Raw genomic sequence first — 15,764 nt, forward strand, 5'->3', positions numbered from 1 at the left:
GGGAGCGTCAGTCGTTCTTCGGGCGCTTGCGCTCGGTCCACGCGGCGAGCGCCGACGCCGCAGCCCCGGCGGCCTTGTCGATCGCCTCAGCGGAGCGGCTGAGCATGTCCTGTGCGGCGTCCTGCCACGTGGACGTCGCCGGGGCCTCGCCGGCCTGCACTCGTGCGGCGTGCTCTGCTGCCTCGAAGGCCCGCTCCAGCTCGGCCACGGCGTCACGGTAGACCCCGAACTCCGCCGGCGCGGCGTTGGCGGACGCCGCGTAGCGCGCGTCGACCGCGAGCCCGGCGGCCCGCAGATACGCCGCGGTGGCCGGCTGCTTCACGTCGGTCATCGCGGGGTAGGCGATCTGCAGGGCGGCATCGGTCTCGTACCGCATCCACCGCGCCGTGATCGCGTCGTGCTCGGCCTGCAGACGCTCCAGCGGACGAGGAGCGGATGCCGCGGGGATCGCCGCCCGCGCGGCGCTCACCCGCACCTGCTTGGCACGGACGTCGGCGACGGCCGCCTTGGCGAGCATCTCCTTGTCGCGCAACATCCGCTTCGCGCCCGCGACCTGGTCGGGCGTCGCACGTCGCGCGCTGCGTTCTGCGGCGATGCGCGCGTAGTCGGCGCGTGCGAGCTTCGCCGCCATGCGGCGTTCCGCCGCGAGCTGCTGCGCCTGCCGGAGTTCGTGCCGTGCCGCGTCGTAGGCGAGTCGTCGGCCGCTCTTCATGCTGCGCCTCCGCATCGTGATCGTCCCCGCTGCGACCCCGCCCGCGGCCACGGGCGCGATCCACCACCACTCGGCGACGAGCAGCAGCGGGTCCATGTTCCGATGCTACCCAGTGCCCGTGGGAAGCGCCTCCGAGGCGCATCCCACGGGTCGTACGGGCCGCCCTAGACGAGAGTCTCCTGCCACGCGGCGTGCAGCTGCGCGAACTTGCCCGTGCCGCCGATCAGCGCCTCGGGGCTGTCGTCTTCGATGATCCGCCCGTGCTCCATGACGAGCACGCGATCCGCGATCGCGACCGTCGACAGACGGTGCGCGATGATGATCGCCGTGCGGTCCTTGAGCAGCGTCTGCAGAGCCTCCTGGATGAGCCGCTCGGACGGGATGTCGAGCGAGGCGGTCGCCTCGTCGAGGATCAGTACCGCGGGGTCTGCCAGGAACGCCCGCGCGAACGAGATCAGCTGCCGCTGACCTGCCGACACCCGACCGCCGCGCTTGTTGACGTCGGTGCCGTAGCCGTCGGGCAGTGCTTCGATGAACGCATCCGCGCCGACCGCCCGCGCCGCCGCCCGGATCTCTTCGAGCGAGGCGTCCGGCTTGCCGAGGGCGATGTTGTCGGCCACGGTCCCGCTGAACAGGTACGCCTCCTGCGTGACCATGACGATCGCGCGGCGGAGGTCCTTCGGGTGCAGGTCGCGGAGATCGACGCCGTCGAGCGTCACCGTGCCGAGCGAGGGGTCGTAGAAGCGCGAGATGAGCTTCGCGAGCGTCGACTTGCCCGCACCGGTGGTGCCCACCAGCGCGATCGTCTGCCCCGCCGGGATGTCGAGCGAGAAGTTCGGGAGGATCGTCTTCTCGCCGTTGTAACCGAAGGTCACCTCGTCGAAGCGCACGTGACCGCGCGACTCCCACAGGTCGACCGGCTTCTCGGGGTCCGGAACCGTCGGGACCTCCTCGAGGACGCCCGAGACCTTCTCGAGCGCGGCCGTGGCCGACTGGTACGAGTTCAGGAACATCGCGATCTCCTGCATCGGAGCGAAGAAGTTCCGCACATACAGCACAGCCGACAGCAGCACGCCCACGGTCAGGGCGTCGGTCGAGACGCGGATGCCGCCCCACAGCACGACGATGCCGAGCACGAGCGCAGCGACGCCCATGAGCCCGGGCTCGAACGTGCCGAACAGCAGCATCGAGCGTCGGTTGACGTCCCGGTACTCGCCCGCGATCTCCTGGAAGGACGCGTCGTTGCGGGGCTCCTTGCGGAACGCCTTGACCGCGCGCATCCCCGTCATGGTCTCCACGAACTGCACGATGACCTTGGCGCTGATGACCCGCGACTCGCGGTACACGAGCTGCGATCGAGAGTAGAACCAGCGCATCAGGAAGAACAGCGGGACGCCGCCGATCGCGAGGATCAGCCCGGACTGCCAGTCCCACACGCACAAGGCGATGAACGTGAACAGGCCGAACAGCACACCGGACACGAGCTCGTTGAGTCCGCCGTCGAGGAGCTCTCGGATCGAGTCCAGGTCGCTCGTCTGGCGGGAGATGATCCGACCAGACGTGTAGGACTCGTGGAACTCCAGGCTCAGCCGCTGCGTGTGCAGGAAGATCCGCTTGCGCAGGTCGAGCAGGATCGCCTGGGTCAGCTTCGCGGCGATGATCACGTACCAGGCGATCATGGTCGCGGCGACAGCACCCGCGAGCAGGTAGATCCCGCCGATCATGAACGTCGGCATCCAGTCCGCGCGCTCGAGGACGGCGGGCAGCGCCCGGTCGAGACCGATGCTGATGAGGATCGGTCCCGAGACCTGGAGCGCCGTGGAGATCACGAGCACGACCGCGGCGAGCACGATCTGCGGCTTCAGCGGCCGGACGAGCGAACCGAGAAGGCGCAGCGAACGCCGCCGGATCGCGCGGCTCTCCTCGCGCGTGTACTGGGAGCGGTCCTCGTCCTGGGTTCCGGTGATGGCGGAGCTCATCGCTGCACCTCCTTCTCGATGGTGATGTCTTCGTCGGCGGCCTCTTCGCGGATGCCTTCGCGCACGGCATCCTCGATCTCGTCCTGCTCGTCGCGGATGACGGGGATCGCGCCGGTGCGCGCCGCCTCCTCGGCCTCGAGGCTCGAGATCACGTGCCGGTAGTGCCTGCTGAACTTCAAGAGCTCGCTGTGCGTGCCCACGGCCGTCACTCGACCGGCTTCGAGCAGCGCGACGCGATCGGCCAGCGCGACCGTCGACGGACGGTGCGCGACGATCATCGCCGTCGTGTCGGCGAGCACGTGGCGCAGGGCCTCTTCGACGAGCGCTTCGGTGTCGACGTCGAGCGCCGACAGCGGGTCGTCGAGGACCAGGACCCTGGGCTTGGCGGCGACGGCGCGCGCAAGGGCGAGTCGCTGTCGCTGTCCGCCCGACAGGCTGAGTCCCTCCTCGCCGATGATCGTCTCGACGCCGTCGGGCAGCGAGTCGACGAACGCGGCCTGGGCCACGTCGAGCGCCTCGCGGAGCACGCGCTCCGCCTCCTCGCTGTGCACGTCGAGGTCGGCGCGGCCGAGCAGCACGTTCTCGCGCACGGATGCCGAGAACAGCGTCGCGTCCTCGAAGGCCATGGCGATGTGCTGACGCAGCTCCGCCAGCGGCAGGTCGCGCACGTCCACGCCGTCGAGCGTCACGCGCCCGCCGGTCACGTCGTACAGCCGAGTGGGGAGGGTGGTGAGCGTGGTCTTGCCGCTTCCGGTCAGGCCCACGAGCGCCATGGTCTCCCCCGGTCGCAGCACGAGGTCGATCCCGTCGAGCAGGTCGCGCTCGTGCGCGCCGGCGTCCTGGTAGCGGAAGTGCGCTCCCTCGAAAGCGAGCTCGCCGCGCGGATCGTCGATGTGCACGGGGTTCTCGGGATCCGTGATCGTGTTCGTCTCGGAGAAGATGTCGAACACGCGGTCGGTCGCGGTGCGCGCGTCGAGCATGAACGAGAAGAGGAAGCCGATCGACTCGATGGGCCAGCGCAACACGGTGGCCATCGCGAAGAAGGCGAACAGCTCGGGGAGCTCGATCGCCCCCTGCGAGATGAGCCAGATGCCCGACATCAGGCTGAGGCCGAAGGCGATCTGCGGCATGAGGTCGAGCCAGAACCAGATCGACGCGATCGCGCCGGCCTTGCTCATCTCGGTCTCACGAAGAGTCTCGGCCTGACGGCTGAAGCGGCTCAGCGCGTGCGTGCCCCGCCCGAAGGCCTTCAGCACGCGGATGCCGTGGACGCTCTCCTCGACGCTGGTCGCCAGGTCGCCGGCCTGATCCTGGCTGCGGCGTGTGAGCGCGCCGTAGCGCTTCTCGAACAGGTACCCGCGGATCCACAGCGGGATCGCCGTGACGATGAAGATCGTGCCGAGCAGCCAGTGCCAGCGGAACAGCAGCACCGCGCCGATCACGATCGTGAGCACGTTCACGACGAGCAGCACGAGGCCGAACGCGAGCCAGCGCCGGATGAGTCCGATGTCCTGCATCATGCGGCTGAGGAGCTGCCCGGACTGCCAGCGGTCGTGGAACGACACCGGCAGGGTCTGCAGGCGCGAGTAGAGCTCGGTGCGCATCTTGTACTCGACCTGGGTGGAAGGGTTGAGCACGAACTGGCGGCGCAGCCACACCATGAGGGCCTCGCCCAGGGCGAGGCCGAACACGGCGAGGGCGCCCCAGACGATCGCGTCGACGGCGCCGGACTGAACAGGGCCGCGGATGATCTGCTCGAGGACGATGGGGATCATCAACGCGATGACGGCGGCGGCGAGCGCGCTCAGCGCACCGCCCGCGAGACGCCAGATGACCGGCTTCACAAAGGGCTTGAGGCGCCAGAGCGCGGCGGGAGTGGAGAGGGAGGAGGACGGGGAGCTGTTCGACGATGAAGGCGAGGAAGACATGTCTCTCAGACGAGTTTCGTATGGAAAGCGGTTGCTGACGGGGTCGGATGGTCACGTGGACTCTCTCGAGTCCGGCATCCGAGGCGATAGGGCGCACGGCCGGTGCCCGAACGGGCGTGGGCTCTCGCGCGGCGAGGGCTTCGCGGCGCGCGTGCTCTAACGGAGCGGGCGCGCCGGGGTCGAGCCGAGAGCGGCGATCTGCGCGGCGGCGATCGATGTCATGGTGTCCTCCTCAGGGCTCGGCGGTGTCGTCCGGTCGGCGCGACAGCCCACCAGCCTATTCCTGTGAACAGGCTGAACGCAAGCGTCATTCCCGATCAGTCCCTCAGTCCCGATTCGGCCCTCGTTGCCGAATCTTCGCGGTGACCTCAGCTCCGGGCCCTCGCCTCCCGCGCCAGCAGGCGCTCCTTGACGTCGAGACCCCAGGCGAAGCCGCCGAGCGAGCCGTCGGACCGCAGCACCCGGTGGCACGGCACGAAGAGCGCCGGAGCGTTGCGTGCGCAGATCGATGCCGCCGCGCGAACGGCTCGCGGGTTGTCGAGGCGGCCCGCGAACGACGTGTACGTGAGCGGGTCGCCCGGGGCGATCTCCCGCAGCGCCGCCCAGCCGGTGTGCTGCAGCGCCGTCCCTGTCTGCTTCACCGCCACGCCGTCGATCGCGGCGAGGTCTCCGTCGTAGTACGCGAGTGCGGCGAGCGCGGCGTCCGTCTCCCCTGCCTCGACATGGTCGGGGCGGTGAGCTGCGCCGAGACGCCCGAGGATCGCGAGCGGATCGGCCGTCCATCCGGAGGACAGCACGCGCTGCTGCTCGTCGACGAGTATCGTGAAGGGCCCGTCCGGGGTGTCGATGGTCTGGATCAGAGCGGTCATGATGTCTCCTTCGAGGCGAGGGGGGAAGTCGTGTGGCGAGCCTGGCGCACCGGAGCGGCACGCCAGAGGTGGGCGCTGAGGTAGCTGCGCCAGGGCGCGACCCGTTCGGCCCAGGCGGTGAGGGGCGCGGGATCGCCCGGCAGCCCGGAGGCTGCCGCTCCGGCGCGCAGCGCGACGTCACCCGGCAGCAGGACGTCGGGATCGCCGAGAACCCGCATGCGCACGTAGTCGGCCGTCCACGGGCCGATCCCCGGCATGGCGAGGAGGGCGGCGCGCTGCTCGGCGCCGTCGTCCCCGACGGTCAGGCGCAGCGAGCCGTCGGCCAGGGCGCCCGCCGCTCCGACGATCGCACGGATCCGGGCTGCGGGGCCGCGCAAAACGTCACTGCCGCGCTCGGCGATCGCGGCCATGGTCGGGAAGAGAAGCCCGCCGTCGATGCGCTCGCCGAGAGCATCCGTGAGGGCGGTGAGTGCTGTCCGCGCCGCGACGACGGTGATCTGCTGACCGACCATCGCGCGGATCAGCATCTCATGCGGATCGGCGGCGCCGGGGACTCGGATGCCCGGCGTGCGCGCCACGAGCGGCACGAGCTCCGGATGCGCGCTGAGTGCGTGATCGATCGCGAGCGGATCGGCGTCGAGGTCGAAGATACGGCGCACCGTCGAGACGAGCGGCGCGAGGTCGCCGAGCTGTGTCACCCGGGCGCGCAGGTGCAGGCGCTCCCCCGCATCCTGATTCACCTCGAACCATGCCGGGCCGCCTGCCATCCGCAGGTGCCGCGCGAACGACGTGGCAGTGGCCTCCTCGACGCCGGGGACCGCACGTGCCGACATCCATTGGAAGATCCCGGAGGCGTCGAGCGGACCGCGATAGGGCAGCACGAGGTCGATCGCCCCCGGCGTCGCAGGCGTGGGCAGCCGACGGCGTGCGCGCAGCTCGCCCGGTGTCAGCCCGAAGACCTCGCGGATCGTGTCGTTGCACTGCCGGATGCTCGCGAAGCCGGCGGAGAACGCGACGTCGGAGATCGCGAGGTCCGTGCCGACGAGCAGCATGCGCGCGGTGTGCGCGCGGTGTGCGCGGGCGAGCGCCAGCGGCCCTGCACCGAGCTCGGCCGACAGCAGCCGGGTGAGATGCCGCGTCGAGTATCCGAGGTGCGTCGCGAGCCCGGAGACGCCCTCGCGCTCGACGACGCCGGAGGCGATGAGGCGCATCGCCCTGGCTGCGACGTCGCTGCGCTGATCCCACGCGGGGGATCCCGGAGCGGCCTCGGGAAGGCAGCGCTTGCATGCGCGGTAGCCCGCCTCGTGCGCGGCCGCGCTGGTCGGATAGAACGTCACGTTCTCGGGCTTCGGCGTGCGCGCGGGGCAGCTGGGGCGGCAGTAGATCCGTGTCGAGCGCACGGCCGTGACGAACTGCCCGTCGAAGCGCGTGTCGCGCGCGCTGATGGCGCGATATCGCTCGTCGAAGTCGATCACGGGGAAGCTCATGCCCCCACTCTGTCACGACCCACCGACACCGGCTGGCGGAAATCGGACACGGCTGTGGAGACGGGTCGAGACCCCCGCCGAAGGGGCGGGGGTCTCGGCTCAGGAGTCTCTCACGCGACGTCGGCGACGGCGCGGATCTCCTCATCCGGGTGATCCTGGGCGTAGCGCGGCCCCGCCTCCCCCTCGCGCAGGCGACGCCGGAGAACCAGCAGCCACCACACCAGCGCGAGAGCCATGATCCCCGCGAACACGTAGGCGTTGCCCGCGAACGGCGGCAGGAAGACCAGGGCCAGGTCGACTCCGAGAAAGACGACGACTCCCACGACGAGCAGCGGGATCCGCGCACGCCCGAGGTCGAAGGCGCCCTTCTCGGGAGCGGGCATCCGTCCCCGCACCGCCGCGATGAGCAGTCCGATGGTCTGCAGCAGATAGGTCGTGAAGAACGCCAGCGTCGCGATGCCGAGGAAGTAGTTGAACGCCTGCGGGCTCACGAGCGCCGAGAGCAGCAGGAGCACGGACACCACGCCGAGCGTGACGACGGACGTCGACGGGGTCTTGCGCTTCGGGGCCACGTGCCGCAGCGCACGCGAGAACGGCATCATGTTGTCCCGCGACAGCGAATACAGCAGCCGCGTGCCGACGAGCACGTTGGACAGCAGGCAGACCAGGATGTTCGTGAGAGCGATCGCGATCACGATGCGGGCCACCACCGGGCCGAGCTGCTGGCTGATGATCTCCTCGATCGGGGCGCTGGACCCGATCACGGCATCCGCGTCCTTCACCGCCAGCACGTAGACGAGGTACATCGCGAACTCGATCACGCACGACACCGCGAACGCGTAGAACATGGTCCGCGGGATGACCCGGCGCGCGTCCTTGGTCTCCTCCGCGACGTCGGCGACGGCCTCCACCCCGACCAGGCCGAAGAAGGGTCCGAGAGCGGCCGTGAACCACGCCACCATGTACGGCACCGCGTCGTCGGGGCTGTCTCCCACGAAGAGGGAGGAGAACGGCTGGGCGTTCTCGGGAGCGAAGATGAGCACGAGGGCGATGACGAGCGTCACGACGACCGTGACGACGAGCTCCAGGCCGACGCCGATGTTGTTGATGAAGGTGGCCAGGCGCACCTTGTACGCGTTGATCAGCACGCACACGATCACGACGGCCACGGCGATGAGGATCTGCTCGCGCTGCTCGAGCTCCCACCCGAACACGCTCCCGAGGTATCCGGCGAAGATGTAGCCGAGGCTGGTCATGCCGCTGATCCAGCCGATCAGGGCGCAGAATCCCGTGAACCACCCGAACGTGGAGCCGTTGAGCCGACTCGTCCACTGATAGGCGTATCCCGCGAGGGGGATCTTTCCCGCCACGTCCGCCGCGATCAGGGTCCAGATGAGGAAGACGGGGATGGCGAGGAACAGCGTCCAGATGAACGGCGCACCCGCGTTGAGATACCCGGCCGAGAAACCGGTGAAGACCGCGGTCGTCGCGCTGATCGTCGAGAATCCGATCGCGAACGAGGCGATCCGGCCCACCGAACGGTCGAGCTTCTGCGCGTAGCCGAACTCGGCGAGACGCGCGTCCTCGTCTTCGTCCTGCCGTCGTGGCGGCGGTGTCAACGACGCGACCGATGGGTCCTTCGGGGTTCGGGAATCGACCATGGGAGCTCCTAGCGTCCTTGCTGAGGGTCGGGTGACCTCTCGCTTCAGCCCAGTGAAGCGAGCACGCCGGGCACGGCGGAAGGTCGAAGCTTCTATGTGCCGACAACCTCCGTCGATCAGTCCGCCTGATCACCCGTCGGGGCGTTGCCGAGCATGTGCTCGACGAGTCGCCGCCCCGGTGTGGTGAAGCGGTCGGGGCGCCAGGCGATGGCGGTGTAGCTGGTCGGACGGTCGACGATCGGCACGAAGCGCAACCCCGGACGATCGTAGAGGCGCACCATCGACGAGGTCGTGAAGCTGATCCCCACTCCGCGCGCGACGAGCGTCACCTCGGCCTCGTAGGTCGCCGCCTCCGCCGCGATCTCCGGAGGGCGACCCCCTCGGGCGTCCGCCGCGAACCAGTAGTCGCGCCACTGGCCCGCCGACTTGGGCGCCACGATGATCGGCTCGTCGAGCAGCTCGTCGATGCGGAGCTGCTCGCGGTCGGCGAGGCGGTGCGTGCGGGGAAGGCATGCGACCCAGGTCTCCTCCGCTACGACGGCCATCGCGATGTCGGGCACGTCCACGGGAGGGCGGAGCAGCGCGATGTCGGTCTGCCCCGAGGCGAGACCCGCCGTGGGATCCGAGAAGTCGAACTCCACGGTCTCGATCGTGACGCCGGGCAGCGCCTGCTCGACCCCGTCGAGGAGCTCGAAGAGCAGGTCGGCCCCGGTGCCGATCAGGTACCCGAGGCGCACGTGCGCGTGATCGATGAGCGAGACGACCGCCTCGAGCGCGGCATCCACCCCGGCGAGCGCCGTCTTCACGTGCGGCAGCCACTCCCGCCCCGTCGCCGTCAACGTCACGGAGCGGGTGTCGCGATCGAAGAGACGGTCGCCGATGATCCGCTCGAGGCTCTGGATCGCGGCCGACAGGGCCGGCTGGCTGATGAACAGGCGCTCGGCCGCCCGACGGTAGTTGAGCTCCTCGCCCAGCACCGCGAAATAGCGCAGGGAACGCAGGTTCACGTCGGGCAGCGATCGCATGTCGACATCCTATTGATAGGTGCAGGTTATGTGACCATCGCCGTTCGGTCTTTCCGCACGACCGCTCCCCCGACCCAGACTGATGCGGACATCAGCACGGTCGAGACAGGAGCACCCCATGACCGCCCACCACCTCTCGTTCACGATCGAGACCCCCGCACGTCAGGAGTTCTTCGACGTCACCGAACGGATGCTGGAGTTCGTCCGCTCCTCCGGAGTACGTGACGGGATCGCGGTGGCCTACTCCGCGCACACCTCGTGCTGCGTCCTGCTGCAGGAGGAGTCCGAGGACACGACGTACTACGGCACCCAGCTGCTCCTCCAGGACACGCTGAACGTCCTCGCGAAGATCGCTCCGCCCACGCGGCACGAGGGGCAGTACCTGCACCCCGGTCCGATCCACATCCGCAACGCCGGCGAGCTGCGGGACGAGCTGCCGGAGTGGGGCCTGAACACGGACGGCCACATCCTGTCGTCGATCCTCGGGCGCTCCGAGACCATGCCGATCGTCGACGGCGAGCTCGTGCTCGGCGAATTCGGACGCATCTACTTCGGCGACCTCGATTCCGTCAGGACCCGCACCCGCACGGTGCACTTCCAGCTCCTCGGGGACTGACGTGCTGATCTACGCGGTCGATCTCGGCACCACCAATCTCAAGGTCGTGCTGTACGACGAGGAGCTGCGTCGGCTCGCGACGGCCGCGGCATCCGTCGAGTACGACCGTGAGGGCGTGCGCGTCGAGTTCGATCCTGGTCGGATCTTCGCAACCGTGATCGACCTCGTCGGCCGCTGCGCCCGCGAGGTCGACACGAGCAGGCAGGATGCCGTGATCGCCCTCACCGGCCAGGCGGAGTCGCTGGTCCTGACCGATGCCCGGGGCGATGCGGTGCGGCCGGCGATGTCCTGGCTCGACGATCGCGCGACGGCCGAGGCCGCGGAGCTGGAGCAGCACTTCGGCATCGACGAGGCCTTCGCCGTCACCGGCGAACCGACCGCGTCGTCGACGTGGCCGGCGGCGAAGCTCCGCTGGCTGCTCGCACACGAACCCGAGACCCTGGACCGCACGCGTGCGGTCTCGATGATCAAGGACGACCTCGTACGCCGTCTCGTCGGCACGCCGATCGGCGAGGTCACCACCCGCGGGTTCACGTACCTGTGGGACGTGCGAGCGGGACGCTACTGGTCGGAGATGGTCGAGCACTGCGGCCTCTCGCCCGCCATGCTCCCCGAGGTGGTGCCGGCGGGCACCGACGTGGGTCCCGTGACCGACGAGGTCGTCGCCCTGCTCCCGCCGGCCGCGGGCTACCGCGTGAACATCGGCGCCCTGGACCACTTCTGCGCGATGGCCGGCACCGGATCCTACGTCGAGGGCAGCGTGAGCGAGTCCGCCGGGACCGTGCTGTCCGTCTCCGCGCTGCAGCGCGAGTGGCGGTTCGACCCCGACCGCCGGGTCTCGTTCCACGCGGGCCTCTCCGAGGGCGACACCGTGCTCTTCAACGCCTCCGACACGGGCGGCATCGCACTCGAATGGTTCCGTACGCAGGGACTCGGAGGGATGCCGTACGCCGACCTCGAAGCAGCGCTCGCCGATCGCGTGCTCGCCGATCCTCCCCTGTTCCTGCCGTATCTGACGGGCATCAGTCCGCCCGACTTCCTCCCCCACGCGAAGGGCGCGTTCGTGGATCTCGATCTGTCGCACGACCGCATCGATCTCGCCTACGCCGTCGAGGAGGGCATCGCGCACCTCGTGCGGCGGAACGTCGAGTACCTCGACCCCGCGGCACGCGAGGTGGTGTCGACCGGAGGCGGCGCCGCATCCGCCCACCTCACCCAGCTGAAGGCCGACGTGTGCGGCCTCGAGGTCATCGTTCCCGACGAGCTCGAGGCGACGTGCCGGGGCGCGGCGGCCCTCGCGCTGCGTGCCGCCGGCCGGATCGACTCGCTCGACGATGTCGCGGCGCTCAACGCTCCCCCCTCGACGACCTATCGACCGCGTGCGTCCGCCGTACTCGACCGGGCCGGGCGATACGACCGTTTCGCCAGCGCCCTCCACCGTCTCTACGCCACCAACCGATGAAGGAAAGAACCATGAACCTCTGCTGCTCCTCCCCGATGGTGCCGGGGAGCACACTCACTGAGAAGGCCGCGCTGCTCCGCGACTGGGGCTACGACAGCATCGCCGTGTTCCAGCCGCGCGACGCCTGGGACACGACCGTTCGCCGCGAGCTCGTCGACCTCGAGGCTCGCACCGGCATCCGCCCGGTCGAGTTCGTGCTGCTCGACGACGTCTACGGCAAGGCCATGTCGGAGGATGCCGAGCTGCGCGAGCGCTGCCGGGCCCTGTACCGCGAGTCCGCCGACGTGTGCGCCGAGATCGGTGCGGTCATGGAGATCGAATTCGAGTACGGCGCGCAGGACCCGCTGCCCCTCTTCGACGTGCACCGACAGCTCACGGATGCGCAGACCCTGGCCTTCGTGGACTTCTACAGCGAGATGCTCGACCTCGTCGCCGGCACGGACGCGCGCGTGCTGCTCGAGCCGATCAACCGCTACGAGAGCGGCTACCTCAACCGCGTCTCCGACAACCTGCGCATCATCGAGGCGGTGGATCACCCGAACGCCGGCCTGCTGCCGGACCTGTTCCACATGTCGATCGAGGAGGCCGACCCCGCGCAGGCCCTGCGCGACGCCGGCGACCGCATCGCCCACGTGCACCTCGGCGACAGCAACCGTCTGCTGCCCGGCGACGGCCACCTCGACTGGCGCGGCATCGTCGACGCCCTCCACGACGTCGGCTACACGGGCGCGCTGAACCTGGAGTGCTCGACGAACGGAGACCCCGCCGTGACGCTGCCCCGGACGGCCGCGTTCCTCCGTGAGCTGATCGGCTCGTGAACGCGGTGCTGACCGCGCCGTTCTTCGAGATCGGACCCAAGAACCTGCTGCGCCGCCGCGAGCTCGAACGACTGGCCGTCGCCGCGGGAGACGCAGGTCGCGAGCACGGCATCGCCGTCGTCCTCACCGTGCCGACCGCGATGGTCGCGCCGATCGCGGCGCTCGACAGCGGCGTGCTCGTCTTCGCGCAGGGGATGGACGCCGAGCCGCTCGGTCCGTCCATGAACCGTGTGACGGCGGAGGCGCTGGAGGATGCCGGAGCCGTCGGAGTCATGCTCAACCACGACGCCGACCCACTCGACGACACGTCTCTCACCGTCGCTCTGCAGCGCGCCGGCGAGGTCGGCCTCGCGACCATCGTGTGCGCGGCGACGGATGCCGACGCGCGACGCTTCGCGGGACTGCGCCCCTCCGCCGTGCTCTTCGAGCCGCCGTCGCTGATCGGCGCACAAGGCACGGGTGACCGCGACTGGATCGCGCCGTCGACGCGTGCGATCCACGAGGCCGCTCCCGGCGTGCTGGCCATGCACGCGGGCGGGGTATCCACTCCGGAGATCGCCGAGCAGATCATGACGGCCGGCGCCGATGCGACCGGCTCGACGAGCGGCATCCTCTCGTCGGCGGACCCCGCGGCCGCTGCCGCGGAGTTCATCAGCGCGGCACGAGCCGGCTGGGATGCGACCCGCACCCCCTGAACCACTCATCGACCATCGACTCAGCAACACCAGACAAGGAGCATCATCATGGACACCAGCCTGAAGGGCAGGACCGCCGTCATCACCGGCGGCGCACGAGGCATCGGACTCGCGGTCGCGCGGTCGCTGGCCGCCGAAGGGGCGGACATCGCCCTGCTCGACCTGCTCGACGTCGTCGAGGAATCGGCGGCGGCGATCGCGCGTGACTTCGGCGTGCGGGCGATCGGACGGCGTCTCGACGTCACCGATCAGGAGGCGACCGACGCGGTCTTCGAGGATATCGCTGCCGAGCTGGGCGTGCCGCAGGTGCTGCTCACGGCGGCGGGCATCGAGATCAACGAGGACTCGATCGAGGTGTCGGCGCGCAACTGGCGCAAGGTCATCGACGTGAACCTCACCGGCACGTTCTTCTCGGCGCAGGCGTTCGGACGCGGGCTGCTGCGCGCCGGCGTGCCGGGCAGCGCCGTGCTCATCTCGTCGATGTCGGGCGAGATCGTCAACGTGCCGCAGTGGGCCGCGTCGTACAACTCGTCCAAGGCCGCGGTCGCGCACCTCGCGAAATCGCTCGCGGTGGAGTGGGCCGCCTCCGACATCCGCGTCAACTCGATCGCGCCCGGCTACGTGCTCACCGACCTCACGAAGGAGATCCTCGAGCGGGAGCCCGAGCTCGAGGCCGACTGGGTCGCCCGCATCCCGCAGGGCCGCATGGCGACCCCGGAAGACCTCACCGGCCTCGTGATCTTCCTCGCGTCCGATGCATCGAGCTACCTCACGGCGCAGCAGATCGTGATCGACGGCGGCTACACCGCGGTCTGAAGACGGGAACGGCGCCGGATCCCTCGGATCCGGCGCCGTTCGCGTGCACGGAGGCGGTCAGTGGAAGAAGTGGCGCTCGCCCGTGAAGAACATCGTCACGCCGGCCTTGCGCGCGGCATCGACGACCTCCTCGTCGCGGACCGATCCACCCGGCTGCACGATCGCCGTGATTCCGGCATCGAGGAGCACCTGAGGGCCGTCGGCGAAGGGGAAGAAGGCATCGGATGCCGCGACCGACCCGGCCGCGCGATCGCCGGCGCGCTCGACGGCCAGACGGCACGAGTCGACCCGGTTGACCTGACCCATGCCGACGCCGACCGTCGCGTTGTCCTTCGCGAGCACGATCGCGTTCGACTTCACGGCGCGGCAGGCCTTCCACGCGAAGATGAGGTTCTCCATCTCCTCGTCGCTCGGACGCTCGCCGGAGACGAGCTCCCAGTTCTTCGCGACCGAGCCGATGTCGTCGGGGAAGCGGTCGGCGTCCTGCAGCAGGAGTCCCCCCGAGACGAGGCGCACGTCCATCCGCTCCTGCTGCCAGTCGGCGGGCAGCTGCAGCAGACGCAGGTTCTTCTTGGCCTTGAAGACCTCGAGCGCGGCGGGCTCGAACGACGGCGCGACGATGACCTCGGTGAAGATGTCCTTGAGGTTCTCGGCCATCTTCAGGGTCACGGTGCCGTTCGCGGCGATCACGCCGCCGTACGCCGAGACCGGATCGCACTCGTGGGCGCGCAAGTGTGCGCTCGCGATCGGGTCGAGGGCATTGGGCGCGGTCGTCGCGATGCCGCAGGGGTTGGCGTGCTTGATGATCGCGACGGCCGGCTTCACCATGTCGTACGCGGCGCGCAGCGCGGCATCCGCGTCCACGTAGTTGTTGTACGACATCTCCTTGCCCTGCAGCTGCGTGGCCTGGGCGATGCCGTGACCGCCCGCACGCGTGTAGATCGCGCCGCGCTGGTGCGAGTTCTCGCCGTAGCGCAGGGTCGCGAGGCGCTCGGCCTGGATCGTGAGGTGCGCCGGGAGGTCCTCGCCGTCGCTGAGCGTGCCCTCCGCGAACCAGGAGGCCACGGCGGTGTCGTAGGCGGCGGTGTGCGCGAAGGCGCGGGCCGCGAGCTCACGACGCTGGGACAGGGCCGTGCCTCCGGCCTCGATCGCGCTGATGATGCCGGGGTAGGACTGCGGCGAGACGACGATCGCGACGTTCGCGTGGTTCTTGGCGGCCGCGCGCACCATCGCGGGCCCGCCGATGTCGATCTGCTCGACGACGTCGTCGCCCTCGGCTCCGGAGGCGACGGTCTCGACGAAGGGGTACAGGTTGACGACCACGAGCTCGAAGGGCTCGATGCCGAGCTCGGCCAGCTGACGCTCGTGGTCTTCGAGACGCAGATCGGCGAGCACCGCTCCGTGCACCTTGGGGTGCAGCGTCTTCACGCGACCGTCGAGCATCTCCGCCATTCCGGTCACGGTGGCGACGTCGGTCACCTCGTGACCGGCCTCGCGGATGGTGGCCGCGGTCGACCCCGTCGAGACGATCTCGACACCGGCAGCAGCGAGGGCCCCGGCGAGCTCGAGGAGGCCGGTCTTGTCGCTCACGGAGACGAGCGCACGGCGGATCCGGACGGTGTCGCGGTCGCGGTAGAGCGAGTGGTCGTGGCGGGGGCCGGCCATGGAAGGACTCCTTCGAGCGAGAGACGTGCGT

General features: G+C 69.7%; 13 protein-coding genes. 5 read left to right on the top strand and 8 right to left on the bottom strand.

Features of this window, described 5'->3' with window-relative positions:
* Positions 1-7: 7 nt before the first annotated feature.
* From MRBLMX7_RS05065 to MRBLMX7_RS05095, 7 genes are all read right to left on the bottom strand, one after another.
* Positions 8-808 carry a hypothetical protein gene (locus MRBLMX7_RS05065; RefSeq protein ID WP_363366480.1) on the bottom strand — a complete coding sequence of 267 codons (801 nt, stop codon included), beginning with the start codon at positions 806-808 and terminating at the stop codon, positions 8-10.
* A 68-nt stretch (positions 809-876) separates the two neighbouring features.
* The gene (locus MRBLMX7_RS05070; protein ID WP_363366481.1) at positions 877-2,691 is read right to left on the bottom strand and encodes an ABC transporter ATP-binding protein; all 1,815 of its coding nucleotides are present in this window, start codon (positions 2,689-2,691) and stop codon (positions 877-879) included.
* Positions 2,688-4,619 carry an ABC transporter ATP-binding protein gene (locus MRBLMX7_RS05075; protein WP_363366482.1) on the bottom strand — a complete coding sequence of 644 codons (1,932 nt, stop codon included), beginning with the start codon at positions 4,617-4,619 and terminating at the stop codon, positions 2,688-2,690. The genes MRBLMX7_RS05070 and MRBLMX7_RS05075 overlap by 4 nt, the downstream gene beginning before the upstream one ends.
* 368 nt (positions 4,620-4,987) lie before the next feature.
* Positions 4,988-5,488 (bottom strand): methylated-DNA--[protein]-cysteine S-methyltransferase, encoded by a 501-nt coding sequence (locus tag MRBLMX7_RS05080; RefSeq protein ID WP_363366483.1) that lies wholly within the window; start codon positions 5,486-5,488, stop codon positions 4,988-4,990.
* Positions 5,485-6,975, bottom strand: coding sequence for a DNA-3-methyladenine glycosylase 2 family protein (locus tag MRBLMX7_RS05085; RefSeq protein WP_363366484.1), 1,491 nt, complete (start codon positions 6,973-6,975; stop codon positions 5,485-5,487). Before MRBLMX7_RS05085 ends, MRBLMX7_RS05080 begins: the two co-directional genes overlap by 4 nt.
* 110 nt (positions 6,976-7,085) lie before the next feature.
* Positions 7,086-8,636: an APC family permease gene (locus MRBLMX7_RS05090; RefSeq protein WP_363366485.1), complete on the bottom strand. Its 1,551-nt coding sequence runs from the start codon at positions 8,634-8,636 to the stop codon at positions 7,086-7,088.
* Between the two features lie 116 nt (positions 8,637-8,752).
* Positions 8,753-9,661 (bottom strand): LysR family transcriptional regulator, encoded by a 909-nt coding sequence (locus MRBLMX7_RS05095; RefSeq protein WP_363366486.1) that lies wholly within the window; start codon positions 9,659-9,661, stop codon positions 8,753-8,755.
* Positions 9,662-9,779: 118 nt separating this feature from the next.
* On the opposite strand from MRBLMX7_RS05095, the gene MRBLMX7_RS05100 reads away from it, so the two are divergent.
* The 5 genes from MRBLMX7_RS05100 to MRBLMX7_RS05120 are packed head-to-tail and all read left to right on the top strand — an operon-like array spanning position 9,780 to position 14,068.
* Positions 9,780-10,277: a YjbQ family protein gene (locus MRBLMX7_RS05100; RefSeq protein WP_050721601.1), complete on the top strand. Its 498-nt coding sequence runs from the start codon at positions 9,780-9,782 to the stop codon at positions 10,275-10,277.
* 1 nt (position 10,278) lies between these two features.
* Entirely contained in the window at positions 10,279-11,739 is a 1,461-nt protein-coding gene (locus tag MRBLMX7_RS05105) for an FGGY-family carbohydrate kinase (protein ID WP_363366487.1), read from the top strand.
* 11 nt (positions 11,740-11,750) lie between these two features.
* Complete coding sequence (locus MRBLMX7_RS05110) at positions 11,751-12,557, top strand: sugar phosphate isomerase/epimerase family protein (RefSeq protein WP_363366488.1); 807 nt, start codon at positions 11,751-11,753, stop codon at positions 12,555-12,557.
* Positions 12,554-13,252 (top strand): triose-phosphate isomerase, encoded by a 699-nt coding sequence (locus MRBLMX7_RS05115; RefSeq protein WP_363366489.1) that lies wholly within the window; start codon positions 12,554-12,556, stop codon positions 13,250-13,252. The genes MRBLMX7_RS05110 and MRBLMX7_RS05115 overlap by 4 nt, the downstream gene beginning before the upstream one ends.
* Before the next feature lie 48 nt (positions 13,253-13,300).
* Positions 13,301-14,068 carry an SDR family oxidoreductase gene (locus MRBLMX7_RS05120; protein WP_363366490.1) on the top strand — a complete coding sequence of 256 codons (768 nt, stop codon included), beginning with the start codon at positions 13,301-13,303 and terminating at the stop codon, positions 14,066-14,068.
* A gap of 57 nt (positions 14,069-14,125) precedes the next feature.
* On the opposite strand, the gene purH is transcribed toward MRBLMX7_RS05120, so the two are convergent.
* Positions 14,126-15,733: a bifunctional phosphoribosylaminoimidazolecarboxamide formyltransferase/IMP cyclohydrolase gene (gene purH, locus MRBLMX7_RS05125; protein WP_363366491.1), complete on the bottom strand. Its 1,608-nt coding sequence runs from the start codon at positions 15,731-15,733 to the stop codon at positions 14,126-14,128.
* Between the last annotated feature and the right edge of the window lie 31 nt (positions 15,734-15,764).

The sequence above is a fragment of the Microbacterium sp. LMX7-1.2 genome (assembly GCF_040675935.1).
GTDB lineage: Bacteria > Actinomycetota > Actinomycetes > Actinomycetales > Microbacteriaceae > Microbacterium.

Bases quoted from the DNA above. Each gene is read 5' to 3' on its own strand.
- MRBLMX7_RS05065 (WP_363366480.1), bottom strand. From the start codon at position 808: ATGGACCCGCTGCTGCTCGTCGCCGAGTGGTGGTGGATCGCGCCCGTG.
- MRBLMX7_RS05070 (WP_363366481.1), bottom strand. From the start codon at position 2,691: ATGAGCTCCGCCATCACCGGAACCCAGGACGAGGACCGCTCCCAGTAC.
- MRBLMX7_RS05075 (WP_363366482.1), bottom strand. From the start codon at position 4,619: ATGTCTTCCTCGCCTTCATCGTCGAACAGCTCCCCGTCCTCCTCCCTC.
- MRBLMX7_RS05080 (WP_363366483.1), bottom strand. From the start codon at position 5,488: ATGACCGCTCTGATCCAGACCATCGACACCCCGGACGGGCCCTTCACG.
- MRBLMX7_RS05085 (WP_363366484.1), bottom strand. From the start codon at position 6,975: ATGAGCTTCCCCGTGATCGACTTCGACGAGCGATATCGCGCCATCAGC.
- MRBLMX7_RS05090 (WP_363366485.1), bottom strand. From the start codon at position 8,636: ATGGTCGATTCCCGAACCCCGAAGGACCCATCGGTCGCGTCGTTGACA.
- MRBLMX7_RS05095 (WP_363366486.1), bottom strand. From the start codon at position 9,661: ATGCGATCGCTGCCCGACGTGAACCTGCGTTCCCTGCGCTATTTCGCG.
- MRBLMX7_RS05100 (WP_050721601.1), top strand. From the start codon at position 9,780: ATGACCGCCCACCACCTCTCGTTCACGATCGAGACCCCCGCACGTCAG.
- MRBLMX7_RS05110 (WP_363366488.1), top strand. From the start codon at position 11,751: ATGAACCTCTGCTGCTCCTCCCCGATGGTGCCGGGGAGCACACTCACT.
- MRBLMX7_RS05120 (WP_363366490.1), top strand. From the start codon at position 13,301: ATGGACACCAGCCTGAAGGGCAGGACCGCCGTCATCACCGGCGGCGCA.
- purH (WP_363366491.1), bottom strand. From the start codon at position 15,733: ATGGCCGGCCCCCGCCACGACCACTCGCTCTACCGCGACCGCGACACC.